Below are 26,390 nucleotides of genomic sequence, written 5' to 3' on the forward strand. Positions count from 1 at the left end.
CAGTATTGTTATCAGGTATTGGATTGTATTTATGACCACCCCAGCGGTAAATGTCGATATTACGGAATCAGCACAGGAATACCTGTGTGGTTTGCTCGCTAAACAGGATTGTGAAGGCATTGGTATCCGGATGTTTGTGGCTAATCCAGGCACACCTCAAGCGGAAACCTGCATTGCCTATTGTCGTCCTGGTGAGGAGAAAGAAGAAGATGTGGTTGTCGAGCTAAACGGCTTTAGTGCCCATTTTGAAGAGCGTTCGCTACCTTATCTAGAAGATGCCAAGGTTGATTATTCACCAGACCGTATGGGAGGCCAGCTTACTATTCGTGCTCCTAACTCAAAGATGCCCAAAATCTCTGATGACAGCCCGATTGAAGATAAGATCAACTATGTCCTCTTTAACGATGTAAACCCAGGGTTGGCATCTCACGGTGGTAATGTGAGTCTGCGTGAGCTGACTGATGACGGCTTTGCAGTGCTGGAGTTTGGTGGCGGTTGTCAGGGCTGCAGTGCAGTCGATATGACACTAAAAGACGGTGTTGAGAAAACTCTGATGGAAAAAATCCCTGAGCTGAAAGGGGTAAGGGATATTACCGACCATTCCGACAAGACTAATGCCTATATCTAAGTCATTATCTGGCAGAAGCAAAAAAGGCGCGATTAGGCGCCTTTTTTTATGGGGTAAATTTGTTAAAAACCTCAAAGGTTGTAGCTGTGCTCGAGTATCGTACTGTAGAACTCTTGCTGACTGGCGGTAGTGATGGCTCTGGCGTGAATATGAACAGGGTAGTTGTCCAGCCAGTGTAAATCACAGCGCTTAAAGAGGGTATTGCCGAGGCTGTCGAGCTCCACGCAAATGAGCAGCGTGTTGTCCGGGTTTAGCGCAAGCAGCTCCAGTGTTTGGGCAGCATATTGGGCAATATCTTTTTCTGACAGTGGGCCTGTGGCGCTTTGCAGGAAGATGTAGTCTACGCCCATCATTTGCGCGATGTGGATGCTTGGGGCTGTGTCGGCATCGAAGGTAAAAGAGGTCGCCAGACACTGTTTTTCGGCTAGGGATGCGTAAGCATTCATATAGGGAGCTCCAAGTAATCACGTTCGTAACCCGTGTGCTTGCGGAAATACGGCTAGTTAGAAACTATATTTGCAGTGTTACGTAACTGTTTGATTACAAAACTAATTATTATTATCTTCAGGTATTTTTCTGGCTTATAAGTGGCCAGATGACAATCCTTGTGACCTGTTTCTTCGTCGCGGTCAGTCACAATCTAGCAACCACAGGAATAAAAAGCTAGTGGTTTATAGCTTAAATCGTACATAAATCGCTCTATTTGAGCGTTTGACAGAAATAAAAAAAGCCCTTAAAGAAGGGCTTTTAGAAAAAATACTTTTAAATCAGCCTGTTACTGGCGTTCTTTAAGTGCATCTTTAAGTTTTGCGTGCATATCACGCAGGGTCTTTTCAGTGGTGTCCCAACCAATACAGGCATCGGTTACTGAAACGCCGTATTCAAGATCATCACGATTTGAAGAAATCTTCTGATTGCCTTCACCGATATTGGATTCAACCATAATGCCGATAATCGACTTATTACCTTCGATGATCTGATTGGCCACATTGTCCATTACCAGAGGCTGCAGCTCATGGTTTTTGTTGGAATTGGCGTGACTACAGTCGACCATGATGTTGCTGGTCAAACCGGCTTTTTCCAGTTCCTGCTCGCACATGGCCACACTGACGGAATCGTAGTTAGGCTTACCGTTACCGCCACGTAATACCACGTGACCGTATTTGTTGCCGGAAGTCGTGATAATGGCTACCTGGCCTTTACTGTTAATGCCCAGGAAGCGGTGTGGATTAGCTACTGATTCCAGAGCATTGATTGCAACAGTTAAGCCGCCATCGGTGCCGTTTTTGAAGCCTACCGCTGAAGACAGGCCGGAGGCCATCTCACGGTGAGTTTGCGATTCAGTGGTACGGGCGCCAATGGCTGACCAGGAGATCAGGTCCTGCATATATTGCGGAGAAATAGGATCCAGTGCCTCAGTGGAGGTGGCCAGGCCCAGTTCTGAAATATCGATCAGCAGTTGACGGCCGATATGCAAACCTTCCTGCACTTTGAAAGAGTCATCCAGGTGCGGGTCGTTGATCAGGCCTTTCCAGCCCACGGTGGTACGAGGCTTTTCAAAATAGACTCGCATAACGATGTACAGGGTATCGCTCAGCTCATCGCTAAGTTTTTTCAAGCGCTGGGCATAATCCTTGGCCGCATCTACGTCGTGAATAGAGCAGGGACCAATTACTACCATCAGGCGGTGGTCCTTGCGATCAAGAATATTGCGAACGGTCTGGCGGCCTTCAGTTACGGCTTTTAGTGCCGCGTCAGTCAGGGGCAGTTCCTTTTTTATCTCTTCCGGAGAGATCAGAACTTCTTGCGAGACCACATTAAGATCGTCTACTGCTTTGGTCATGGTTGTTCCATCTTCGCTAACTTAAAGGTTATGGCGCTATTCTACTGAAATTTAGACCGGGGGGTAGCAAGATTTCTGCTATTTGGCTGATTAATATCACCCAAATAGCAGAAATTGCTTATGGCCTGCTCAAATACTCAACTTCCTGCAGGTGTTGCAGCAAGGGAAAGTAAAGAGCCAGTCTAACTTGGCGATCTTCTCGCTGGTTGAACAGGTCACCATAGCGCTGTAACTGCGGTTGGTATTCCGTTATTTCCTGCTGCAAAAAAGCCTCCAGACTTTGGCCTGTAGCTGGTTCACTGCTTTTATAGTCTACAATCCAGCGCAGTTCTTCTCCGCTCTCATTGACGACAAATGTTCGATCAATAATGGCCAGGCGAGGTTCGCGGGCAATATATTGAATTTCCAGCTCGCAGGCACTGTCTGTGTGATTCGGATCCAGTAGCCAAAGCGCCTGGGGATCACTCAGGGTTTTGCGAATCGCCAACTCTATTTGATGGCAGGCCTGTTGCAACGCATTACCATTTAGACCCTGTTGCCGTAACTGCATTTGCCATAGAGGCAGCTGTAGCTGAATGCGTGTATTGTCCCAGCGATCAGGGCCCTCATTGCCTATTTGCTGCAATATGCGATGAATAACCGTACCTATATGGCGAGCAAAGCGATGACGGAAGCTGTCGATATTGACCAGGTTTTCCTCATCACTAAATTCCTTGCCTCGGTACGCAGCCAGGGTAGTCGCTGGTACCAGGATGGGTCGCTGCCAGTCCGGGCTTAAGCGTAAATTGTAGGGCAGGTAGTGGTCAGCCTGATCCCGGTCTTCACCCTCTTGCTTGTTATCGGCTGGAGCCGCCGGGATGCAGTTCAGCTCAGCCAAATCCAAGCCTCGCCAAAAGCTTGCCAGTAAACTTCCACTGGCAGGCGCTTTTGGATTCTCGGTTTTGGGATCGAGCTTGGCGTTACCCAAAAGGTACAGCCGCTTAATCGCTCGTGTGCAACCAACGTAGAGAAGGCGAGTCGCCTCCAGGCGGTTCTTCAGCTTTTGCTCTTCTTTCAGGTAGTGATAAACCGGATCATTATCCTGACCTGTGGGCGATAAAGTGCTGAGCAGTAATTGGTTATTACCCTGTTTATTGATGCGTTCCTGCCAAAGCAGTAGGGGGTTGTCATCAGCACGAGTGGATTTATCCAGTCCAGGAATAATCACCGTGTCGAATTCAAGTCCCTTGGATTTGTGGATCGTCATAACCTGCAGGCGGGTGTCAGCCTGTTTGTCTGGCGCCGCATATAGCTGATCTACTGCGCGTTTAAATTCCTGCCATTGGGGAATCTGGCTGCCCTGATCGTATTTATCCAGCAAATTAAAATAGGCTTCGCAGTTATCGTGGTCTGCGCTATCGAGCAGACAAGCAGGGCCGCCAAGAGCCAGCCAGGTACCTGACACCCATTGGCGTAAACTCTTGCGGCGACGATGTTGCCAGCTACTGCGGATAACCCTGGCGAATCGCTCGAGGCACTGCAGGCCGCTGTCGCTGAGCGGTTTACTGCCATGCTGGCTGCTATCCAGTATACGATTTAACAAGAATGGGAAGTCTGTCTTGCCGTCATGGGATGCTTCCAGGCCGGCAATTCTGTGCAGGTCACTCAGATCAAGGCCGCACCAGGGGGCTCGTAATACCGATAGCCAGGCGATTCGGTCACTGGGGTCGAGCAGGGCGCGAGTTAAGGACAGTAAATCAATAATCGCCATGCGGCTGGCCAAGGGGTCAATATCTGTGGCTTGCCAACGCAGACCTGCTGCTTGTAGTGCAGGAATAATCTCACGTAGGTGGCCGCGGTTACGCACCAGTATGGCAATGGTTCCATCGGCGTGATCGGCTTGTGCCTGCTTTACCAATGCGCAAACCTGATCTGCTTCCTGCTGACGATTTTCAGCATCCATAAATAATTGGGTAGATACAGCAGGACCTTCGAGCGGAGGATGAAATGCAATGGCATTGGCATAGCGAACAGCACCGCGAGCGATATCATCAGCGTCGGGAAAAGCCAGGTTAAAGGTTTTGTTGACCCAATCAATAACTCCACCCTGGGAGCGAAAGTTAACGGTTAGGTCGAGTGGTGTCAGTTGCACGTCACCAATACCGCGACGACGGGCGTCGAGAAAAATACCGACGTTAGCATCCCTGAAGCCGTAACAGGACTGCATGCCATCGCCGACAATAAACAAGGTTCTGCCATCACCGGGTTGCCAGCCACGGGTGAGGCTTTCAAGCAGTTGTAACTGGGGGCTAGCTGTATCCTGAAACTCATCTACCAGGATATGGTTAATTTTATAATCCAGCGCCAGGGCCAGGTCAGAAGGACTGTCACTATCTCCCAGTGAGATAAGTGCAGCGCGCGTGATTTCACTAAAATCCGTTGCATTTAACTGCTTGAACACTAACTTGAGCTCAGCGACCAGCAAGGGCAACAGGTGGGTGAGGCTATCCAGCAGGCGCCATTGCAACGGGTCATAATGTGCAGGTGGCAGGTAGCGTATCAGTTGTAACTGGCTAAGTAGCTTGGGCTGCTGCTGGAGTTCTGCCAACAGCTCTGACATTTGTTGTTTGCGCTGTTTCGCCAGGGCTTTAGAGTCTTTATCGGTGCCAGCAGGGAAGCCACATTTTTTATTCAGGCCACGGGGCGAGCGCCATTCACCTTTTTGCGTTAACAGAAAATCCGAAATGCCGAGCCAAATATCCAGTTGTGATTCATTGGCTTCGGGCAAACCGGTAATACCCTGGCAGTGAAGAATGCGGCCTTCGATATTCTCTTCGGCGCAGTTGCTTGCAGCATAGTCGGCCAGCAACATCATATCGCTAGCCCAAGGCTGCAAGATTGCCAGCGTCTCCTCAAAACACTCTGCAGATAAGTCTGCCAGCACGCTTTCCAAATAGGGGCGGGCATGGCGCTTGCCAAACAGGTGGCCCAGCCATTGATCACGTCGCGCTAGCAGAGAGATTAATAGCTGAATAACAGTTTCTTGATTGTTGTCCAGGTGTTCAAGCAGTCGGGTTAAATCCTGTTGCAGCTCCTGGTGACTGTCAGATTCAATCTGTAAAAGTAAATTAATTATCGCCTGGCGATAAGCTTGTTCGGGCTGGTCGAGCAATTGGGTTTGACCACCGATCTGGCTGGCCAGTGGATTATGCCGAGTTAAGGCACCGCAGAGCCCGTCAATGGTTTGAATGCGTAGCCGGTTAGGGCTGCTTAACAAGTTCCATTGCTGCTGTTTATCGCGCTCTAATACAGCCTGGGCAAGATCCCAGGTCAGCTGACCGTGGGGATCTGTTGGTCTTGGATTCTCTGCGGCCTGGGTAATTGCATGGGTTATACGCTCCTGCATTTCTGCTGCCGCTTTACGGGTAAAAGTAATGCAAAGAATTTCTTCCGGATGCTCACACAGAGGCAAGAGCTTTAAAACCCGCTGGGTGAGAAGCCCGGTTTTTCCTGAGCCGGCTGGGGCTGTTACAGCATAGGAGCCTGTTGGGTCCAGTGCCTGGCTACGCGCTGCGCTATCTGCAGGTATTTCCGCAGGTATTGATCCGCTCATGACGTAAGCTCCGTAATAGTTTGCCCGGCAGAGGCTGAAAACAGTTGTTGCAGGCGATCCTGCTCGGCCTGGCGGGTGAGCGGTAATATATCGGTGTAGTAACGCATCGCTTGTTGAGATTTAAAGGTTGCCAAGGCTTCGCCTTGTAAAAAGTCCTCGGTGAGCTGCGTAAGTGATTTGTCCCAATGAACGCAGGTTTGCTGCCAGTCTTCAGGCAGGTCCTGCTTTGCTTGCGCTATGGGCGTTATGCCATCGTGAGGCTCGCTTAAATCTCCCAGGCCAATAGGGCGAACTTGCCGGGCATTGACTTCCACAAACATCAGGGCGTGAATGTCAGCGCTGTAACAAACTGCGTACAGGGGCAGCTGTGGTTCTTCGGGGCGTTCTCCCTGCCACTGATTGAGGTTGGGGCTACCCGTTTTGTAATCAATAACAATCAGCTGACCATTTTCCAGTTGATCAAGTCTGTCCAGGCGCAACGTTAAAGGCAGGCCGTGGAAATCCACTTTTAACGTGGTTTCGATATCTTTGGCTGTAAATGGTGGGCGTTGTTTCTCCTGGGCCAGCCACTGAGTGATTAATTGGCATTGGCGAGAAATTTCCAGTTCGGTATAACGAGGCCCCATAATATCTGGCGCACGTTTTTTATAGGGGCTGATTGCCGCTTCAACATGGCTACGAATTAAAGTCGCTTCTTTGTTTTCGTCTAATGCGAGTAGTTGTTCCTGGGTTTTCACCTCCAGCCAAAAACTGGCCAGACTGTTGTGTAGAATATGTCCACGATCAATCGGCGACAAACCCTGATAGGCGGGTAGAGGAGCTTTAGCGCCAAGGCGGTGTATGGCAAAAGCGGCAAAGGGGCATATTGCCTGATTGCGGAGAATGCTACTGCCACCGGTAAGTTGTAGTCTTTCTTGATCTTCTACTGGTGGTGCGCTGGCATTATTGACCCATTCCAGTGTCCGTGCTTGCACAACCTGTTGGCTGTAAGCGCTTAAATCAACTGTTGGATTTATGTTGCTCGTCGGGGCAAATAATTGTTCCGACGTGGTTAATGCAATATCACGAATTAGCGGGCTGGCAAACAATGGCGATTCATCGTCCTGCGAGGCGGAGCTGAAGACAATCTGCTTGGCACACACTCTGTAGTTGTCTGTCAGCTTCTGCGCATATTGCAATTCTTTTTCTGCATCAATATGTGGCATGCGCAAATGTTTTTGTAGTTGCAGAGGTAATAGTGGACTTGGCTGCGGGCTGGGTGGCCATTGTTTATGATTGAGCCCAAGTACCCAGCAGTGAGTAAATTGTAATCCTGAACCTTCCAGTGCACCCAAGATTTGAATAGGGGAGTCTGGCGTTTGCGCCTGGAAGGGTGTGGTAACAGCAAGTTGAGAGAGCTGGTCCAGCGCCTGGCTATGAGTTAGCAGGCAGCCCAGTGAGTCTAGTTGGCTAAAGTCTTCAAGCAAGGTTAACCACAGCTGCATCTGCTGGTACTCATTACTGTCAAGACGGCGGTAACCTGGCCAGCGCAAAAGCTCCAGTTGTTGGAGGAAAAATTCAGCCCACTGTCCTGCGCTTTGTTCTCTTGCGACATGACGACGGTTGTCGGCTAATGTTTGCAAACAGTTATCGAGCCAGTGAATAAATTCCGGATGACGCTGTGGGTTGTGCTTTGCCGCTTCTGTAACCGCAAGATTCTGCCTGTGCACGATGTGGCGCAACTGGCTGGAGGTGATGTGTTCACGCCCTAAGGATTGTACTGCCGCAATAATCTCAGCAATGGTTTGCGTGTCATTTTCTTCTCCCCAAAACGGAGTGCATAAAAGACTGCACAGTGCTTCGCTATCCCATTGCCGACTTTGCAGTTTTAACAATTGCAGGGTGTCAAAAATAAACGGCGTTTTTCCGAGTGGGATACCTGCCGAAAAGTTAAACGGCAAGGTAAAACGTTCGGTTTCAGGCAGGTAAAAATGTGGTTCAAATACTTCGGTAAAATGTCGTTCGAGTAAGTGCCGGGTTTGCCCCAGGTTGGGCACGATAATGCCGATGGTGGCCTGGGGGTTGTGAAGTAACTGATTCAAGCTCCAGTGCGCTGCAGCATGGATTTCATTGTCCAGACTGGCAAGTTCCACGCGTCGTAATTGTGGTTCGTTAACCTGTGAAAGTGGGAGTGACTGCGGTTGGCACAGTGAGAATGTTGCCTGTGTTAGGGGTGGGATATCATCAAACCCGTAAATACCCAGTGCAGGGGGGAGTTGCAGTATTTGTTCGGCAAGCGCTTGATTGACCTGGGCTTGTAGTTGCTCGAAAGTCATCAAGGACTTGTCACACAGTTGCTGGGCAAATGAAGTAGACCAGTGCTGGAAAATACTGGCCTCGCTTTCAAAATGAAGGGCATCTATGCCCAGTTGGGTTGGTGCATTTGCCCTGTCATCAGTGGGGTTGGATAAATCGTCTGGGGTTAGCTGCCATAACTCCAATGTGCGGTAAGCTGAATCCGCATCGCTGGCAAGGCGGGCAGGGTTGATCAGCTCTGCGCCCTGGTTATCATCGGCGATAATTTGGCGCCATAATTGCTGTCTTTGGGCTTGAGTAATCAGTATCTTGGGCTGGACCGTTGGCTGGCTATATAACAGTTCCTCGTAATATCCCTGGAGCCACTCGGAAAGCGTAAAAATTGCCGGTGCTGGCCATTGCTGTAGGCCTTGTGATTGTTGTGCGTAGGCATAGGCTTGTCGCAGCTTGTTACGTAAACGATTGTTGGGGGTTAAAATTTGACCACCCGAAGCAAGAATAGGCAGGCAGGGTCGGATATTGATCAGGGGCGCAGCCATGCGTTTCGATTATCCCAAGCTAAAAGCCGCTATGATCTCATATAGGTTGTAGGGGCGCTATTGTCGACTGCCGAATGTATTGCCAAATTGTCTATGCGGACTAAGCTATAACAGTGACAGGTAATAACGCTGCAGGTGTATTTGTCTCAATGGTCCCCATTTACAAGTCCCTAAATTCCAAGTTGCTGGCCATAATCGCTATTATCGTCACTGCGGCAGGGGCGCTTACCGCCTATTATCTGGATGCCTCCGAGCATCAGCGCCTGGAACAGCGCTTGTCTGGTGTGTTACAGGCCGAGGCCCTGTACTTTACGGAATCTCTGGCCAAGGAATTCAGCTCGCACCGTGAATTAATCCGGGCTACTGCCAGGCGCTTTGAACAGGACTTTGAAACTCTTATTGCCAATGGTGTGTCGCCATCTGATTACGAGGGTTTTGAGCAGGGTAAGGCCTATCGTCGCTTCGATCAGCACTCTTCTATTTTTCTGCCTACCACTTTTCAGATGAATGATGCGGGACGTCTTGAGATTGATGTGTCTGGTGAGATTTGGGAAGCGCTGGCACCATTGGTCAGAGATCGTTTCAACCCCTTGTTCTTTATCAGTCGCCATGGCTTTGCACGCGTAACTCCAGCATATCGGGTTGCAGGCTTCCGCAATGATTTCCGCCCAACGGATGTCCCGCTATACAAAATGGCTGCCACTGCGATTGGAGGTGAAGATCAGGTTTTGCAGGGGGCTCTAAGCTTCGACCAGATCAATACGGCCTATTCAGTGGCTATGGCCTCACAGGTGAAGGTCAATGGTGAATATTTTGGCGTTGTTGGTGGCTCCATCAACGTTAGTCAGTGGGCCAGTATCCTGATGGGGCTCGATATTGAAGAGCTGCCAAGTCAGGTCATGATCTTTAACAATGATGGTGAAATGGTCCTCAGCTCCAATGAGTTTTTGCTGCATAAGAAAAGCCTTTCAGAGCAGGCCACGTTGGAACAAATTCAAGCGGCTAGGGCGACAAGTAATCATATGCAGCGACCGGTGAATAGTGTCACCGAAGACACGCAGGCGCTGATTGAGTCATTAGCCAAAGGCGATGTTGAGCCAATGCTGATGAGTCAGGCTTCGGTTGAGGGTGTACCTTCTTATTACATATACAAGCAGTTTCCAGGATTGGACTGGAATATGCTACTGGCTTATGACCGCTCTAGGTTGGATGCCCAGGTGTACGATATACGCCGTAGAATTTTGGTCAGCTTTGCGGTGCTGGTTGCCGTTTTAAGTGTGGTGTTGACGTTTATATTAAAGTACTTTTTTACCAGCAGGGTGTTGGAGCTCTCCAAGGCAACGCACCGATTACGCCAGAGGCAATGGCAATACCGAGTGCCAGAGCGGGGCAATGATGAAGTCAGCCTATTGGGGCTGCAAATTAATAAGATGGCCGATACCCTGGCTGACACCTTTACCAGCCTCAGTGATTCTGTCGACTCTCTGCAGGCCGCCAATCTCAATGCGTCCAAGTTTATCAGTGCTATTGAGCACAGCTCGGCACTGGTGATTATTTTTAATCCTTTTTGGCAGGTGGAATACACCAATACGTGCTTTCGAAAAATCTCAGGGTTAAATGATATTACGCTAAAACTTAAGGAAGCACTGATGTTGCGCCCAGAGGATAATGAAACTGAATCCTCGATAAGATCCACGGTTGAGGGGGGCAATGAGTGGCAGGGAGAATATGCGGCAATAGGCGATGAGGCTGAGAGCCTGTGGCTGCAAATGCTGGTTTATGCGGTAAAAGATGATGAGGGTAATGTCGTTAATTTTGTCGCGACCGGCCGCAATGTCACTGATGTCAAAGAGAGCCAAATTAAGATGGAGCGCCTGGCATTCTATGACGCGCTGACAGGTTTGCAAAACAGGCTTTTATTTCGTGACCAACTGGAGCGCGAAATAATTATATGTCAGCGTGATAAATCCCAATTGGCATTGATGTATCTTGACCTCGATCACTTCAAACGCGTCAATGACACCATGGGGCACGATGCGGGTGATGAGTTATTGGTGACAGTAGCCAATAGACTGCGAAACTGTCTGCGCCAGGAAGATGCTGTCGCCAGGTTCGGTGGTGATGAATTTGCAGTCATGCTCACGGGGATTGGCTCCCCGCACTATGCCTCTATTGTAGCGAATAAAATCATTAGCGAGCTCAATAAACCTATCTACATCAAAACCCAGGAGGTTGTCGTTGGGGTGAGTATTGGTATTACCCTGGCTCCGCATGACGGCAATAGTCTTTCGACGTTGTTCAAAAATGCTGATCTAGCCATGTATCAGGCCAAGGATAAGGGGCGCAACAGCTTCCAGTTCTTCACCCAGGATATGAATCATGAGATAGCTGATCGATTGGCTCTGGAGCATGACATTAAAAAGGCGCTCAAAAATCAGGAGTTTATTCTTTATTTTCAACCCCAGGTGGATTTGGCGAGTGGTCGTATCATTGGGGCTGAGGCCTTAATTCGTTGGGATCATATTGAGCGAGGTTTACGTTCGCCCTTGGAGTTTGTTCCCATGGCAGAGGAGACCGGCCTGATTGTTCCCTTGGGTAAGTGGATTTTGCGGGCCGCCTGTCAGCAGGCCAAGAGCATTAACAAAGGCTTGTCACTCAGAATTCCGATTTCCGTTAACCTTTCCGCGCGTCAGCTGGCAGACAGGTCCTTTGTAGATACCTTGAGTGTTGTACTGCAGGAAACCAAGCTTGATCCCGGCTTACTAGAGCTTGAGGTAACCGAAAGCTTGCTGATGGACAATATCGATGAGGTTATCGAAATACTGGGTCGAATAAGAGATCTCGGCGTTAGAATCGCAATTGACGATTTTGGCACAGGTTATTCTTCACTCAGTTATATCAAGCGATTACCTATCAATCGCCTAAAAATCGATCGCAGCTTTATCAAGGATCTGCCCGAAAACCAGGAGGATCGTGAAATTACATCGCTGATTATTGCGATGGCGAAAAACCTAAAGCTGGAGGTGTTGGCAGAAGGGGCGGAAACCAAACCCCAGGTGGATCTACTGACGAGGCTGGAGTGTGGTTACTCGCAAGGCTTTTATCACAGCAAGCCAATTCCAGCAGACCAGTTGATGATTTTGCTGTTTGAGAGGGAGTTGCAGCACTTAAAGGCGGCCGGCTAGTGGAGACGGCCACCTTTGAGGTGATGAGAGACTGCTTAGCCTGACATGCGAGCTTTATAAGCCCGAACTACCTTGTTGAAATCGTCAGCAATGGTGTGCATTTCATCAACCATGGTATTGTGCTGCTTGGTTGTAATATTGCACTTCAGATAGACTTCAGCGGCAGCCAAAAAGCTCTTAACGTCATTTTTCGCCTTGATCATCTGAGGGGTAACAGCAGTGGCTGGATCGGGTAGAGCTGGTTTTGGTGGGCGGTCACACGCCAAAGAAGCACTGGAGAAAGCGGCAAAGGCCAAAGCAGCAATAAATGGGGCTCTATTTCGCATAAGGTGGTTAACCTGTACATTCAGTTATTATTATAAAACGTCACTGCTTTATTGAATGTGCACCCTAATTGCGACTAATAGCAACTGTCGGGTAAGCATCTTGATATAGATGCTGGCGCTATAAAGCAGCGTTAACCAAAATTTACCATATCTGGTCACTAGCGCAAATCCCCAAGCCTATAAAAAACTCAGCTTTTATAGCGAAAAATTGTTAAATCCTGATTTATAAGCTTGTTAGCTATATTGAATCGTTTCCAGGCCGAAATTACGCAATGCAGGCTTGAGTTGTTCAATTGATGGGCACTGGCGGCTGAATAACGCGACACCTGAACCGCAGGTTGTGGCGGCAGGGGTCAATTGTTGCTGTTGCAGCAGATAGGCTGCGCGGCGGGCAATGGCTTCGCCAGAGTCGATCCACTCAACCGGGTAAGGGCAGGCACTGATCAGCTCTTCTTTTAACAGTGGGAAGTGGGTGCAGGCAAGTACCAGGGTATCGAGTTGAGGGCCAGCGCTGGCCTCAAACAGCGGGGCAAGAATGGGCTTAAGCCTATCCGGGTGGATAGTTTCACCTCGGAGCTTGGCTTCGGCGAGATGCACCAGTTCAGAAGATCCCTGCAGAATCACTCGGCATCCCTGGGCAAATTCCTCAATCAGATCTTGTGTGTAGGGGCGCTGTACGGTGGCCGGGGTGGCCAGGACGCCTATTACTTTATTGGTGCTGGCCGCTGCTGCAGGCTTGATGGCTGGGACAACGCCAATAATGGGTATATCAAACTGATCGCGTATGCGGGGCAGGGCGAGAGTACTCGCGGTATTGCACCCCACAACAACAATATCTGCCGGAGCAATCTGTAAAAAACGGTGCAGGATTATATCGATTCGCTCGCACAGTTCTGCTTCTCCTTTGGTGCCATAGGGAAAGGCCGCATTATCAGAGGCGAAAATCATCTCAACCCCCGGTAAATGACGACGCATTTCGGCAACAATACTGAGTCCGCCGACGCCTGAATCAAAGACCAGAATGCGTGGTGGTGGTGTGTGACTAGAGGACAAGCTGAGTGATTCCCGGTGCAGTTAGCGATTTTCGTCTATGGTAACCAAATTTTCTTGTTTATGTATTGATCAGTTCGGCAATCTCATTGAGATATCGCGGTGCCTCTTGTTCAAATATCGATCTGCCCACTTTGTTGAAACAGCTCTGCAGGTGTTTTCGAGCTTGCTGGGCTTGACCTTGATCGAGTAGCGCCTGGCCGAGGCGCAATTCGACAAAAGGATTGTCGTCGATATCCGGGCAGTGTAAGGCTGAACGTAGAGCCTCAATCGCTTGTGGGAACTGCTTGCTTTTGAAGTAGGCATCGCCAATAGCCGTTAATACCCAGCCTGCTTCAACCCATTCGGTTTGAGGTTTGGGAACTAGTAGCCAAGCTTGATAGAATAGGCGCAGTGCGCCGCTATAATCAGCCAAATCATAAGCTTGGTAACCCTCTGCGCAGAGCTGTTTGATTTTGGTGGTGTCAGGTGAAGGCTGAGAAGGCATGGCTCAGAGTGTTTGCCCTTGTATTAATCAAGCATGAATAAGTAAAAATATTATCAATCAATATTTTTAAGAGCAAAATAATACCAAAGCCAGTCATAGAAATGTAGCTGAGCATAGTTTTTAGAATACGGCCTCCCGGTATCCGAGGGAGTGATAGTGAAATGGGAATACTGTAAATGAATACGATTGCATTAACGGCTGAGCACCTTGTTACCTTGGGGGCAGGGTTGATTTTCGGTGTTGTGCTGACCTGGCTTCTAGTCAAGCGCCACTACAGCATGGATAGGGCTTTACGACTCAGTGAGCAAGAGCAATCTTTTCAGGCGAACAAAAGCGAACTTGAGCAACAGTTGAGTATAAAAAATGAACAATTGAACGGTGCCGAATCGCAAATAAACGTTGTTCAGGAGCAGTTGCAACAGTCGGCGGATAAGCTGTTACAGGCCCAGCAAAAAGAGTCTCAACTAACAGCGCTTTGCGCAGAGCTGCAAGTTGTTGCCGACCAGAAGCAAACGCTAGATCAGCAGCTGCAGGATAAGCAGGAAGCTTACACAGAACTGTTATCGGAGCACAAAGGTTTACAGGCAACCAGGGAGCAGGAAAACAAACAGTACAAAGCGCAGCTGGCTTTAATTGAGGATAGTAAACAGCAGCTAAGTAAGGAATTCGAGCGTGTTGCCCATAAAATCTTTGATGAAAAGCAGGATAAATTTACCAAGCAAAGTAAGTCCACTTTAGACTTGACGATCAATCCTCTTAAGGAACAGCTGTCCGCCTTTAAGGAAAAGGTCGAAAGCGTTTATGAAAAGGAAAACGCTGAGCGCAATAAACTTGTCGGCCAAATCAGTGAGTTGCAAAAACAAACCCGACAAATCGGCGAAGACGCCGTCAACCTGGCCAAAGCGTTAAAAGGTGATAATAAAGCCCAGGGTAATTGGGGTGAAGTTATTCTTGAGCGATTACTGGAAGAGTCTGGTTTGCAAAAAGGGCGTGAATACGAGACCCAGGTAAGCCTCACTAACGAACAGGGTGATCGGCGTAATCCAGATGTCATTGTTCGATTACCGGAAAATAAAGATATTATTATTGATGCAAAAGTTTCGTTGGTTGACTACGAGCGTTTCTGTACCAGTGAAGATCATGACGAGCAGCAGGCAGCACTGAAAGGCCACATAAACTCATTGAGAGGACATATTAATCAACTAAGCGTTAAATCTTACGAGAGCCTTGAGGGTATTCGCAGTCTCGATTTTGTATTCATCTTTATTCCGGTTGAAGCTGCTTTTATGACGGCCCTTCAGCACGAGCCAGGATTGTTTCGTGAGGCCTACGATAAACAAATCATTCTCGTTAGTCCGACTACCTTGCTGGCGACCCTGCGTACAGTCGAAAATATCTGGCGTTATGAAAAGCAGAATAAAAATGCTGAAAAAATCGCCAAGCAGGCTGGGGCTTTGTACGACCAGTTTGTACTGCTGATGAGTGCGCTTGAGGATGTCGGCAAGCATCTCGCCAAAACCCAAGAAGCATACGATGTGACTCAGAAGCGTTTGTCGACCGGCAGGGGCAATCTTATTAAGCGAGTCGAAGATGTTAAACGTTTGGGGGCCAAAACCAAGAAGCAGATTGCTAGCGATAAGCTTGAATTGGCAGGAGCAGATGATCAGGCGACCAGTGTAGCTGTATTGACCCATGACGAGGGGGCTTCTGAGTCTGATGCGGGGCTGTCTGCTGAATCGGAGGCTTGACTGATATAGCGGTGTTTATTTCAGGTACGTTAAAGTAATAATATTTTTAACCATCATCGTTATCTGTATGTGTAGCAGCTTACGTAATGGCTAGTGCAAATAATATGGTTTGCGGGAAATGAGTGAGTTTTGTTGAGGTGTTTTAATGTTGTATGTTGTTTTGCTGTTGCTTGCCGTTGTTATTGTCGTAGGGCTCTCTGCCTATGCATTTATACTGGTTCGCAAAGTTAAAGCGCAGGAAGCCAAACGTGAAGAGGAAGAGCGCTTGCTGGCGCAAAAGAATGCCGAACAAAAACTGTATAGAAATCGCAGCATTCAAGCCTTGGCCCAAGGTGTGCTCGAGGATCAATTAACCCTTACCGAGGGCGCCATACGGATTCGGGTAATGTTGGACGGATTGGACGTTAACGCTTCGGTACAGGAGGAGTTTAAAGCGTTCTACCAGCTGTCGGATGCGACCAAGCATATTCCTATCCTTGAGGAATGGAAAAAGCTAAAACTTAAACAGCGTGTGGCTTTCGATAAAGAGCGACAGCAGCTGGAAGCTGACCACAAAGAGTTTGTAGAAGATGCGGCTCAGCGTATTTTGGGTAGGCAGTTCTAGGTCAGGCATTCTGCGTCAGTAGAATGCCTGTGATGCTGGCCAGTGTATTTTTAGCGCTTTCTTTGCAGTAGAACGCCACATTCCAGGTGTGGCGTGTAGGGGAATTGGTCAAACGCGGCAAAGCGCTTGATATCGTGGGTTTCGCAAATGCTCTTGAGGTTGTGGCGAAGTGTCTCGGGATTGCATGATACATACAGAATATTGTCAAAACCTTTAACAATATCTACGGTGTGATCATCAAGGCCTGCCCGGGGTGGATCAACAAAGACTGTGGAGAACTCATAACTGTCTAAATTGATGTCCGCCAGTCTTCTGAAGCTACGCTGCTTGTCCATAGCCTGGGAGAACTCTTCGCTCGACATCCGCACGATTTCTACATTGTCTATCTGGTTTTGTTGTAGATTAAATTGCGCGGACTTTACAGAGGTTTTAGAGATTTCAGTTGCCAATACACGGTTGAAGTGTGTTGCCAGCGGCACGGTGAAGTTTCCGTTACCGCAGTAAAGTTCGAGTAAATCCCCCTTTAGCTCGGTGCTGGCATCCAGGGCCCAAGCAAGCATCTTTTCGCATACCTCGGCATTAGGCTGGGTAAAGCCAGTTTCAACCTGTTGGTAGCTGAAGATGCGATCGTTGACGCTAAGCTTTTCAATAACAAAATCATCACCTAGAACACGCTTTTGCTTACGGCTGCGTCCAATAATGCTAACCCCTAAGTGCTCGCGAAGGGTATTGGCTTCAGCTTCCCACTCATCGGTTAGCGCTTTATGGTAGATAAGCGTAATCACAGCCTCGCCACTTAGTGTTGTTAGAAACTCAGTCTGGAACAGGCGCTCACGCAATAAGTCGTTCTTATTGATTGCCGTTAGCAGCTTAGGCATTAACTGATTGATTATCTCTGAGCCTACCTCAAAGTTATCGATAATGAATGGTTTCTTATATTCACCGGGTTGGTACATGGCATAGTGGGCCTGACCCTTTTCCTGCCACATCTTAAATTCAGCGCGCATACGGTAGTGCCGCGGAGCCGAGGTAAAGACCTCCACCTCAGGGGCGACAAAGCCTGTAAAATCGGCGCTAAGCTGTTGAATTTTGTCGTCGAGCTGTTGCTGATACTGCTCAGGAAATACTTGGTGAATGGCCATGCGATACCGGGCTGAAGTTGGAATATATGCGATTCAAGGGCGCGCATTATAGCCGCAAATAGCCAGATAGTGGAGATAAAAGGGAGGGTATAGACGGTAGGAGGGAGGCGGTGAGCGGCCAAAAGGGGCCGCTCGATAGGCGGTGCGCTTAGGCGGCGCTCATGCGCTTTTTGTACTTACGCACGATACCGTTGAAATCATCAGCGGCTTTCTGCATTACATCAACCATTGCATTGTACTTGCCAGTGTCGTTCTCTACGCACTTCAGGTAGGTTTCCGCAGCAGTGATAAAGGCTTTCATTTCGTTCTTGGCTTTGACCATTTGAGCAGTTACTGCGTTATCTGGGTCTGGCAGCGTAGGCGCAGTTGGCTTGTCGCAAGCATTTGCAGCGCCGGCAGTCATGAGTAGGGCAGTAAAAATTAAGGCTTTAGTGTTCAAGGTGTATCCCCTTTCTTTTGCTTATACATCTTATTCTTCTGAAACGAGGCGTGGCCGCAGCCAATCAACTCTAGCCTGTTAGAGGGTGGCCCCCTTAGAAAGGCTTTACCTATTAGTCATATCTGACAATAACCTCTAGGCATAGACTGCATTATGTATATTTTTATTCAAATAACAAACCAAATAGGGTTAAATAACGCCTTTATTTTCAAGGGGTAACGCCTTTTTGACGGCGCTCAGTCTTGATGCTTGGAAGAGGGGTGGCTGTCAATTTATTGGCTGCTTTTCGGCGCGCTATACTAGGCGTGAGCAATAAATATGGCGACCCAATGGATTATGAGTGTAACAATGAAAGAAGTTGATATGGCGACTGCCATGAAAGAGGGGATGCGTCGCCTGGCATCCGGTGTGTGCATAGTGTCGGCCCAGGCTGATTCTGGTGAGCGCACAGCCATGACTGCCACATCGATCACCAGCGTATCGGATAGCCCTGCGTCCCTTTTAGTTTGCATCAATCGCGATACCAGTATGCATAGCATACTGTCAAAAGGTGGCGATTTTGCAGTCAATTTACTGCACAACCACCAACAGGAGCTTTCCAATCACTGCGCGTCTGGAGATCAGGGTGAGCAAAGGTTTGGTATTGGCCAGTGGCAGGAGTCCGAGGGAACGCCTTATCTTGATGATTGCCTGGCGGTGTTCATCTGTAAGCAGGCGCAAACAGTAACCTTCGGCACTCACGATATCGTTATTGGCGAAATCGCTCACGTAAAAGTGGCTGATGATGAGAATATTGACCCGTTACTCTATTTAAACGGCGGCTACCACAGTATTGGCTAGCCAGCCGCCGCTTCAGTAGAAAAATAGGGGCCTGCGGGCCCCTATTTTGTTATCAGTAAACTTGCTTGCAGTCTCCCCATTCGCACTTATACATATACTGGGTCTGACCACAAAAGGCACCGTACATTTCAGTTGGCCATTGATTGTCGAAAGTGAACAGTAACGGTTGCGTGCAACGTTGTTCTGCCAGGTCGCGTTCGATTTTAAACAGCGATCTGCCAGGAGGGCTATTGGGTTCCAGAGAGCCTGCCAAGGTAGGAACACGTGCTCCAGGTTTTGGTGGGGCGGGGTGGTTGCGGGCAAAATCATCCATTCCTTTGCTGACAATGCTGTCCCAGTTCAGATCGCGTTCGCCTATAAGGTAGGCGTTAAGGCGCTTGTTGCAGACTTTGCTGCGGTTGGTGCGGCTACGCTTAATGGACTTTACCCGGAAGTTGGCCCGTTTCTCAGCTTCCGCTAGCAGTTTTAAGGCTTCGATAGAAATAGTCTCATTCTTGTACTGAATAATCTGATTCTTCAATTCGTTGCGGTAAAAGCCATCGGCAGCCACAACAGATTGCCAGTTATTGGCTAGCCATTGCTGCCTTGCCTGGTCGGTTGTTTCACCAAGTTTACCGCCAAACTGGGCGCAGGTTGAAAAGAGGGTTTGGGCTTCAACTGCTTGATCAATGGCGTTGAGAGCAGCAAGGCGTAAATCCGAGTAGCTGGTTGGTGTTGGCGGTGGTGTTGCACAGCCGACCAGCACACTCATTGCCAGACAGGCAAGGCTGGCTACAGAACGGCGCGGGACAACCGCTAAGCGGAGAGAGCGTAAAGCGCGCATGAACTTATCCTTATTCTTATTGCGAATCACTGTTAATGGCGAAATGGCCAATTGTTGGCAGTGGTATGTTTTATGCAGTATACCCTCAGGCTTGCTGCATTCAAGTTTATAACCTTACTCGGCATCTGAAGCCTTTCGTTTGGCAGCTTAAGAATATTTTGCTACTTACACCATCTGCCTTTGTAAGTATTTGAGATAAAAGATCGACCCAAAACTGAGCATAGGTTAAAGAGATTGTTTGAGTGACAAGTTTAGCTCTACTGGTAGCCTAAGGTGTAACTCTAGCAATCACTAACCGCATTTTCATTAAGGCAGAAAATATAAGGCTTTTGTTGAGCGGGAATTACATGGCGAGCTTGCGACTCGATCAGGAGGCGAGAACATAACAACTATACTGAAAATGTCGCTAGATTTTTCAGTCGAAGAGGGCAGCTATGAAAGTTATCCTAAAGCTATGTGTTGCCTTGTCTCTGCTTGTTGTTGTCTCCGCTGGCGGGGGCTTTTGGTATTATGTGCAAGAGTTTTTACCCTCTATTCACAAGGTTAGTGATGCCCCTGTCAAAGGCTTGCCAGCAGGGTACGGTGATATACAAGATCTCTATACCAAGGCTTATCAAGGGCCTCTACCAAGATTTACTGGTCGTCCAGAGGAATCTTTTAACTTTCCCATTCAACTTGGTGAATATGGACCGGTTGAGCCATTGTTTGCCAAGGTAAATGCCTATCCATTCTGGTGTGGTAAAGATCACAGCCGTAGAATGTTTGGCAGTGAAGATAGTGATCGAGAAAATGGTTATTTACAACAACCCAGCGTCGATAATCAGGCGCAGGTCGGCGTCCCTATTTTTGCCTTTGATGAGAAGGGGCGGCGAACATCTACGGTGTTGGGGTACAGCCAGGACTGCCAGTTTCCTACGGCAGCTTCTTACTATTACTTAAGTCGTGTCGACAACAACTTTCATCGTTTAAATGATGAGGTTGATCCACAAACCATTGCCAAAATTGAAGTCGAAGGGCGTTGGATAGATTTTGTCGTGCGCTTGGAAACCGGAACCATTAATCGCTATTTTTATGCGATTGCAGTTTTGCGTGGCGATGAAGAAACCCTGGGAAATCCTGTTGGGCAGTATTGGAACCAGCGCTTGGTTTATCAGTTTCGTGGAGGCGTTGGCATTGGCAAACGTCAGGGGAATTTTAAACCAAAAGATGTCTTGAGACGTCGCCAGAAGCAGCTGTCGCAGGGCTATGCTGTAGTTTACTCGACAGCAAATCAAACCAGTAATCATTACAATATGTGGCTGGCTGAAGATACCGCGCTAAGAGTAAAGCGGCAGTTTGTGGCGCTCTACGGCGAGCCACTTTACACCGTTGGTATTGGAGGATCCGGTGGTGCAATTCAACAATATCTGATTGCGCAAAATAACCCCGATGTTATTGATGCGGCTATTCCTCTTTATTCCTATCCCGATATGGTAACGCAGACCATTTACGTTATGGATTGTGAACCATTGGAATATTTTTTCGATGTCACCGATGCGACCAACTCCAGTTGGTCCAGCTGGCAGGGGCGAAGTCTTGTCGAGGGGCTAAGTTATTCAGAAGATACCACCAATCATTTTAAAACCGTTACCGGGCTTGCCTCCATGTTTCAGGGAGGACTGCCTGGAAAAGGATTTATGGATGGTGGATCCAATGAATGTGTAAATGCCTGGCGTGGGCTTACCCCCCTGATCCATAATCCAAACTTTGTACACTTTAAAGCAAACTTTGAAGCGCAGGTTGCCGAACGGGTGCACTGGACGCACTGGGATGATTTAAAGCCGTATTATGGTACGGATAAGCGCGGCTTTGCCAATAGCACCTGGGACAATGTTGGTGTTCAGTATGGCCTTGAAGCACTGCGTGAGGGTCAGATAAGTATTGAGGACTTCCTCAAATTGAATGCCCATATTGGCGGCTGGAAAAGCGCAGAACAAATGCTGGAAGAACGATTGTGGCTGCTAGAGGGTAATCTGTTTCCGGTAGACCTTTCGTTTTGGAGTCACCAGAATATAAATCTGGCGGAAACCGGCAGTGAGCGACCGGCCCCAAGAACAGAAGGCAGCCTTGCAGCTATGAATGCTGCCTATAGATCAGGCCATGTATTCCTCGGCTATCTGGATATCCCTGTAGTGGATGTTCGTCACTATCTTGACCCAGTGCTTGATATGCACCATGCCTCAGCGTCATTTAGCGTGCGTGAGCGCTTTTATAAGGGCCAGGGACATGCAGATAACCAGGTTATTTGGATGGCACCAAAGGCCTATGAGCCGCAAAATGAAGCCTTTGCCGTTATTGATCGCTGGATGATGAATATTTTGCTAAATCCACACATGGGTGTTGCTGGAAATAAGCCTTACAGCGCGGTAGATAAATGCTTTGATGATGAAGGGCAGGTAATAGCTGCAGGCATTGAGGTCTGGGATGGTGAGTGGAACGGACGCAGTGATGGTATCTGCATGCAATCCTATCCGATTTCTAAAACGTCACGGGAAATTGCAGGTGGACCGGTCAGTGGAGATATCTTTAAGTGTCAGCTGCAGTCAGTTACCGATGCCATTGCCAAGGGGGAGTATGGAGAGCTGAATGTGTGGCCTTATCTGGAGCGGCTGGAAACAGTCTTTCCCGATGGAGTGTGTAATTTCAGTCTTGCCGATCTAGGCCGCCCGTTAGATCTCCTTGATCCGCCAGCCCTTATCGTTAAAGATTCAGAGCCCGAGAAGGTCACTGAATCGATATTAAAGAGCAATATTGAGGATGAACAAGCCTTAACCCTGACCAGTTTGGAGCTAGATCTAGACGGCGATATGCCAAGCCCTGCGGCAGGGTCTCAGGATAAGTGATTAACGGATCGCTGAGTGGCGTGCACTTCCGTACTCAGGGGTAGCTTAATAATAAAACAGGTACCTTCGCCGGGTTGTGAGTCAACTTCAATGGTTCCGTCGTGGTGTTCTGTGACGATAAAGTAGGTCACTGACAATCCCAGGCCTGTGCCTTTACCGACTTCCTTGGTGGTAAAGAAGGGCTCAAATATATGACGCTTTACCGCCTCACTCATGCCCGGTCCGTTATCCTCAACTTCAATGCACACCTCTTGGTGCTGAATGTAGGCACGTAGAGTAATGGTGGGGTGCAGTGGTGGGCCATAATCTTCATTGCTAAATGCCTGGCAGGCATTGCGAAGCAAGTTTAGCAGCACCTGTTGAATTTCAGCGGCTGAGCAGGATACCGGTGGAATATCCTTGCTGAACTCTTTTTTAATGGTTAATGGCTCAATACCTTCCGGTGTTTGTAATTCAAACGCGTTAGCTGCCAACTCAAGGCTATGGTTTAGCAGTTCAACAATGTTTGTATCTCTGTGTCGACGGCTATTGCTGCGAGAAAACTCCAGCATGTTGGTGACGATACGGGCAGAGCGTTCTCCGGCTTCCCGGATACCGTCAATAAATTTAAAGATTTCCCGGTCGTTTAGGTAGCTATGAATCTGCTGAACAGTAGTGCCACATTCTTCGGCAACCGTATGGTTTTTGGGAAGATCAGGTGAAGTCCTGCGATAGATATTCTGAATGCCGTGCAAAATGGCACTGAGCGGGTTATTAATTTCGTGGGCCATACCAGCAGCTAGCTCACCGAGAGACATCATTTTCTCATTCTGGATCATCATGTTTTCGATACGTACACGCATGGATACATCATCGATACGAATAACCGCGCCGGTGACTTCGCTGGAAAGCAGGGGATAGATGGTTATATCTGTATGGCGAGTATGGCTTCCTGTTCCCTGTTGGTGATTCTCGGTTATTTGCGGCACACCTTTTTCGATGATGTCATTGATCGTGGTGGAATCTATCGGCAGGTCAGGGTAAACATCATCGAGAGAGCGGCCAAGGGCATTTTGTGCACTGATATCTGTTGCGGTTGTGGCGGCGGTATTCCAATGGGTAATAGTGCCGTGTCGAGTCACGCCGATCAAAATAGAGGGCATAGAATTGATGATGCTGTTGAGGTAGTCCTGGGTTTCCCTTAACAGCTCTTCAGTGATTTCATGCTTGGCAATCTCATCATAAAGCTGGTTATTGATATTTCTCAGCTTATTGGTTCTTTCTATCACCCGTTGTTCGAGTTCTTTCTGTGAGCGCTTGAGGTCTTTTTTGGCTCTTTTGTACTTAACCCGACTGCGCTGCAAACCAATGATAAGCATGGTTTGTATCAGCAAGAGGGCAATAATGACCTCCGTGATATAGTTTTCGGGGAGTGAAGGGGGTGATGCTAGCGCAAGATCAGGCAGCAAAAGCAACAGTCCAAGGCCTATACATAGCCAGAGACGGCTTACCTCGAAAGAGGGCGGGGTGTGTTCACGGAATTCGGCTAACCGGTCTAGGGGCATGTTCTGTCCTTGTCGTGGGGGAGCCCGATAGTCACCTTATTGTAACGGCTTTTGTTAAGGCGTCCAGCTGCTACTCAACTAGGATGAATAAGGCGAACGCTGGTGGAGAAATAACCAGAAAAATCAATGCGTTAGGTAATTTTTACATAAATGTTATAAAAACCTTTGACAGCCATTAAGAATTAGGTAGAATGCGCCTCGTTCTTGCAACGGCCGGGTGGTTAGCTCAGCTGGGAGAGCATCGCCCTTACAAGGCGAGGGTCGGGGGTTCGATCCCCTCACCACCCACCAATTCAAGCGTGACATTGAATTGGCAAAGCCAAGCAAGCACAGCGGACCGGTAGTTCAGTTGGTTAGAATACCGGCCTGTCACGCCGGGGGTCGCGGGTTCGAGTCCCGTCCGGTCCGCCACTATTTCAAAAAGCCGCTATCTCGCAAGAGTTAGCGGTTTTTTTGTGTCCAGAAGCTTATAATACCGGGCAATCTATGCACGCCGATAGGTCGCGGGTTCGAGTCCCGTCCGGTCCGCCACTATTTCAGAAAGCCGCTATCTCGTAAGAGTTAGCGGCTTTTTTATTGGCTACTCCGTCCCCAAAGATAGAATCGCCAAAATTCACCCTGCGTTAATCAAATTGTCACCGAGCTGTCATAAAGCCCCCCTAGTCTGGCGTTGAACATAAACAACTAATGACCGGAGATATTTATGCAAGATTATCTGGAAGAATTGCTCGAAGAGCTGATTGAAGACTTTGATGATGACTGGATTGAAGAAGGTGAAGAGCTTTAATCTTCTATGAAGCTTTCCGTTAAGCCTTATCTATAACTATTCTTAAGCCCGCCCAAGAAACCTTAGCCTTTCCCGCTACAAACTGTTGACGATGTCACAGCACTCCTCCCCGCCCAAGGGGATAATCCTCTTATCCGGTTATCGCAATTTCTTATAACTTTATGAGAGACTAGCGTCCATACTCAGACTGTAGGCCTACGTTTGCATTATATTTACCACACGCAGGAAGCATTAAACGGCATAAGGAAATAAGCAGGAAGACAATATGGCACTCTATGCTGACGAACATGCTGAAGCGGTTATCTTCTTTGAAGAGGGTAAGATTTCCCGTGAAATGCTCTATTCAGAGTTTGAAGCAATTCTTGATGGCTTTATCCCTATTCCTGAAGTTGCATCCTCTACGGTAAATGCAGTTTTTCTACGCATAAACCGTGATCTACATATACGTGCCGCCGTATTTTTTCTTATTGATTTTGATGCCGAAGGTTTTGCTGACAGGCGCTGGAATGTACCCCTGGAGCAACTTGCGGACAATTCCGCACCAGGCCCGGATTTGGGGGCAGGGGCGATAAGCTTGGCCTGTTACAGTCAATGCTGTATCGCTTGGCATCAGCAACACTTATGGGATCCGGACATGAGTCCGGGCAATAATCACTTTACCCACTTGCGCAAGCTAATTAAGCGTAATCGCTTGGCTATTGTGATTAAGCAGGCTGAAGCTGAGGAATCTGTAGCACCTTCAACCGATAGCACTATAGATGCCAGTGCAGTGCAAATGCTGGGGGCCGAAATCCGCCAGCAATACGAAAAAGAACTTCGACTGAGGGTAGCTCAGCATCTTAAAGAGCAGCGACTTCGCGCCTCCACACTGATCAGTCAGCATAAGCAGGCTATGCAGGCGTTGCAGCTCGAACATCACAAGCGCCTTGAGGGTGTAAATCGAGAGTACAGCAACCTTAAAAAGTTACTCGAAGAAGAAAAGGCGTTAAACGAGCAGCTGAAAGAGACTATCAGCGGGCAGGCCAATAAGCTTGAAGGGATGCGTGAGTACTTCGAGCACAAAGTCCAGTCGGCTAAAGTAATGGAAACTGCACAGCTCGACGAGTTACGTAAAAACTATCAATTGGAGTTTGAGGCGAAACTGGAATCTGCAACGACAGAACTGAAAGAGCAGATGCAATTGCGGGATATTGAGCTGATGTACCGCAACGAACAGATTGCCAGCAGGGATGAGGAAGTAGAGCGATTACGTGAAGAACAGCAACAACTTCTAGCGGAAAGTGGCGATCAACTATTGGAAAAGTTGCAGCAGCAGGGCATTAACTTTGTTGCCTACCATCCCGGTGCTGGCCATATGACAATCCCGCTGAGCGATATGTCCGATTATCTCGATGACTCCATAGCCTATGTGGCTGACAAGTGCGGTGTATCTAAAGCGCTTTATCGTATGTGGCTGGAGCATTACCAGGCGCCTGTATGCCAGGCATTAAAAACCAACGGCGACTTATGTGGCGAACACCTGCCAAGGGTAGAGGAACCCGCGAACTTTCATGCAGGTGAAAGTGATCGTTGCATTCATCACCAGACGTCTCCAACCCAGGTCTTTGCGGCAGTTAATCCCTAGTGTTAAACGAAT

The 26,390-nt window shown here is 48.4% G+C and carries 18 protein-coding genes and 2 tRNA genes; 9 read left to right on the forward strand and 11 right to left on the reverse strand.

Annotated elements, in window-relative coordinates; translation table 11 throughout:
• The first annotated feature begins 31 nt into the window (after positions 1-31).
• Positions 32-628 carry a Fe-S biogenesis protein NfuA gene (gene nfuA, locus ACGHZ6_RS11575; protein WP_390619021.1) on the forward strand — a complete coding sequence of 199 codons (597 nt, stop codon included), beginning with the start codon at positions 32-34 and terminating at the stop codon, positions 626-628.
• A 71-nt stretch (positions 629-699) separates the two neighbouring features.
• On the opposite strand, the gene ACGHZ6_RS11580 is transcribed toward nfuA, so the two are convergent.
• From ACGHZ6_RS11580 to ACGHZ6_RS11595, 4 genes are all read right to left on the reverse strand, one after another.
• Entirely contained in the window at positions 700-1,074 is a 375-nt protein-coding gene (locus ACGHZ6_RS11580; protein ID WP_390619022.1) for a hypothetical protein, read from the reverse strand.
• Positions 1,075-1,403: 329 nt separating this feature from the next.
• Entirely contained in the window at positions 1,404-2,471 is a 1,068-nt protein-coding gene (locus ACGHZ6_RS11585; protein WP_390619023.1) for a 3-deoxy-7-phosphoheptulonate synthase, read from the reverse strand.
• Between the two features lie 118 nt (positions 2,472-2,589).
• Positions 2,590-6,063 carry a UvrD-helicase domain-containing protein gene (locus ACGHZ6_RS11590; RefSeq protein WP_390619024.1) on the reverse strand — a complete coding sequence of 1,158 codons (3,474 nt, stop codon included), beginning with the start codon at positions 6,061-6,063 and terminating at the stop codon, positions 2,590-2,592.
• Positions 6,060-8,897 (reverse strand): PD-(D/E)XK nuclease family protein, encoded by a 2,838-nt coding sequence (locus ACGHZ6_RS11595; protein WP_390619025.1) that lies wholly within the window; start codon positions 8,895-8,897, stop codon positions 6,060-6,062. Before ACGHZ6_RS11595 ends, ACGHZ6_RS11590 begins: the two co-directional genes overlap by 4 nt.
• 149 nt (positions 8,898-9,046) lie before the next feature.
• Here ACGHZ6_RS11595 and ACGHZ6_RS11600 point away from each other — a divergent pair, with 149 nt between their 5' ends.
• Positions 9,047-12,082: an EAL domain-containing protein gene (locus tag ACGHZ6_RS11600; protein ID WP_390619026.1), complete on the forward strand. Its 3,036-nt coding sequence runs from the start codon at positions 9,047-9,049 to the stop codon at positions 12,080-12,082.
• A 35-nt stretch (positions 12,083-12,117) separates the two neighbouring features.
• Here ACGHZ6_RS11600 and ACGHZ6_RS11605 read toward each other — a convergent pair whose 3' ends face one another.
• From ACGHZ6_RS11605 to ACGHZ6_RS11615, 3 genes are all read right to left on the reverse strand, one after another.
• Positions 12,118-12,408, reverse strand: a complete 291-nt coding sequence (locus tag ACGHZ6_RS11605) for a hypothetical protein (protein ID WP_390619027.1) — start codon at positions 12,406-12,408, stop codon at positions 12,118-12,120.
• 234 nt (positions 12,409-12,642) lie between these two features.
• The gene (murI, locus tag ACGHZ6_RS11610) at positions 12,643-13,461 is read right to left on the reverse strand and encodes a glutamate racemase (protein ID WP_390619028.1); all 819 of its coding nucleotides are present in this window, start codon (positions 13,459-13,461) and stop codon (positions 12,643-12,645) included.
• Between the two features lie 58 nt (positions 13,462-13,519).
• The gene (locus ACGHZ6_RS11615) at positions 13,520-13,945 is read right to left on the reverse strand and encodes a tol-pal system YbgF family protein (protein WP_390619029.1); all 426 of its coding nucleotides are present in this window, start codon (positions 13,943-13,945) and stop codon (positions 13,520-13,522) included.
• 176 nt (positions 13,946-14,121) lie between these two features.
• On the opposite strand from ACGHZ6_RS11615, the gene rmuC reads away from it, so the two are divergent.
• Together rmuC and ACGHZ6_RS11625 are read left to right on the forward strand one after the other, a co-directional pair.
• On the forward strand, positions 14,122-15,693 hold the full coding sequence (gene rmuC / locus ACGHZ6_RS11620) for a DNA recombination protein RmuC (protein WP_390619030.1): 1,572 nt from the start codon (positions 14,122-14,124) through the stop codon (positions 15,691-15,693).
• A 145-nt stretch (positions 15,694-15,838) separates the two neighbouring features.
• The gene (locus ACGHZ6_RS11625) at positions 15,839-16,297 is read left to right on the forward strand and encodes a DUF2489 domain-containing protein (protein WP_390619031.1); all 459 of its coding nucleotides are present in this window, start codon (positions 15,839-15,841) and stop codon (positions 16,295-16,297) included.
• 50 nt (positions 16,298-16,347) lie between these two features.
• Here ACGHZ6_RS11625 and trmA read toward each other — a convergent pair whose 3' ends face one another.
• Together trmA and ACGHZ6_RS11635 are read right to left on the reverse strand one after the other, a co-directional pair.
• Positions 16,348-17,439, reverse strand: a complete 1,092-nt coding sequence (gene trmA / locus ACGHZ6_RS11630) for a tRNA (uridine(54)-C5)-methyltransferase TrmA (RefSeq protein ID WP_390619032.1) — start codon at positions 17,437-17,439, stop codon at positions 16,348-16,350.
• 148 nt (positions 17,440-17,587) lie between these two features.
• A complete protein-coding gene (locus ACGHZ6_RS11635) occupies positions 17,588-17,878 on the reverse strand; it encodes a hypothetical protein (RefSeq protein ID WP_390619033.1) in 291 nt (96 codons plus the stop codon).
• A gap of 348 nt (positions 17,879-18,226) precedes the next feature.
• On the opposite strand from ACGHZ6_RS11635, the gene ACGHZ6_RS11640 reads away from it, so the two are divergent.
• The gene (locus tag ACGHZ6_RS11640; RefSeq protein WP_390619034.1) at positions 18,227-18,718 is read left to right on the forward strand and encodes a flavin reductase family protein; all 492 of its coding nucleotides are present in this window, start codon (positions 18,227-18,229) and stop codon (positions 18,716-18,718) included.
• 52 nt (positions 18,719-18,770) lie between these two features.
• Here the strand turns inward: ACGHZ6_RS11640 and ACGHZ6_RS11645 are convergent, their stop codons facing one another.
• A complete protein-coding gene (locus ACGHZ6_RS11645; protein ID WP_390619035.1) occupies positions 18,771-19,541 on the reverse strand; it encodes a hypothetical protein in 771 nt (256 codons plus the stop codon).
• Between the two features lie 434 nt (positions 19,542-19,975).
• On the opposite strand from ACGHZ6_RS11645, the gene ACGHZ6_RS11650 reads away from it, so the two are divergent.
• Positions 19,976-22,423 carry a DUF6351 family protein gene (locus tag ACGHZ6_RS11650; RefSeq protein ID WP_390619036.1) on the forward strand — a complete coding sequence of 816 codons (2,448 nt, stop codon included), beginning with the start codon at positions 19,976-19,978 and terminating at the stop codon, positions 22,421-22,423.
• On the opposite strand, the gene ACGHZ6_RS11655 is transcribed toward ACGHZ6_RS11650, so the two are convergent.
• Positions 22,411-23,781 carry a nitrogen regulation protein NR(II) gene (locus ACGHZ6_RS11655; protein WP_390619037.1) on the reverse strand — a complete coding sequence of 457 codons (1,371 nt, stop codon included), beginning with the start codon at positions 23,779-23,781 and terminating at the stop codon, positions 22,411-22,413. The two genes, ACGHZ6_RS11650 and ACGHZ6_RS11655, sit on opposite strands and share 13 nt — an antisense overlap.
• 401 nt (positions 23,782-24,182) lie before the next feature.
• Here ACGHZ6_RS11655 and ACGHZ6_RS11660 point away from each other — a divergent pair.
• From ACGHZ6_RS11660 to ACGHZ6_RS11670, 3 genes are all read left to right on the forward strand, one after another.
• Positions 24,183-24,258 (forward strand) — tRNA-Val (locus ACGHZ6_RS11660).
• A 43-nt stretch (positions 24,259-24,301) separates the two neighbouring features.
• A tRNA-Asp gene (locus tag ACGHZ6_RS11665) sits at positions 24,302-24,378 on the forward strand.
• Positions 24,379-25,019: 641 nt separating this feature from the next.
• Positions 25,020-26,378 (forward strand): sodium:proton antiporter, encoded by a 1,359-nt coding sequence (locus ACGHZ6_RS11670; RefSeq protein ID WP_390619038.1) that lies wholly within the window; start codon positions 25,020-25,022, stop codon positions 26,376-26,378.
• Positions 26,379-26,390: the final 12 nt, after the last annotated feature.

Origin of the sequence: Maricurvus nonylphenolicus, from assembly GCF_042854845.1 — a bacterium.
Taxonomy (GTDB): domain Bacteria; phylum Pseudomonadota; class Gammaproteobacteria; order Pseudomonadales; family Cellvibrionaceae; genus Maricurvus; species Maricurvus nonylphenolicus.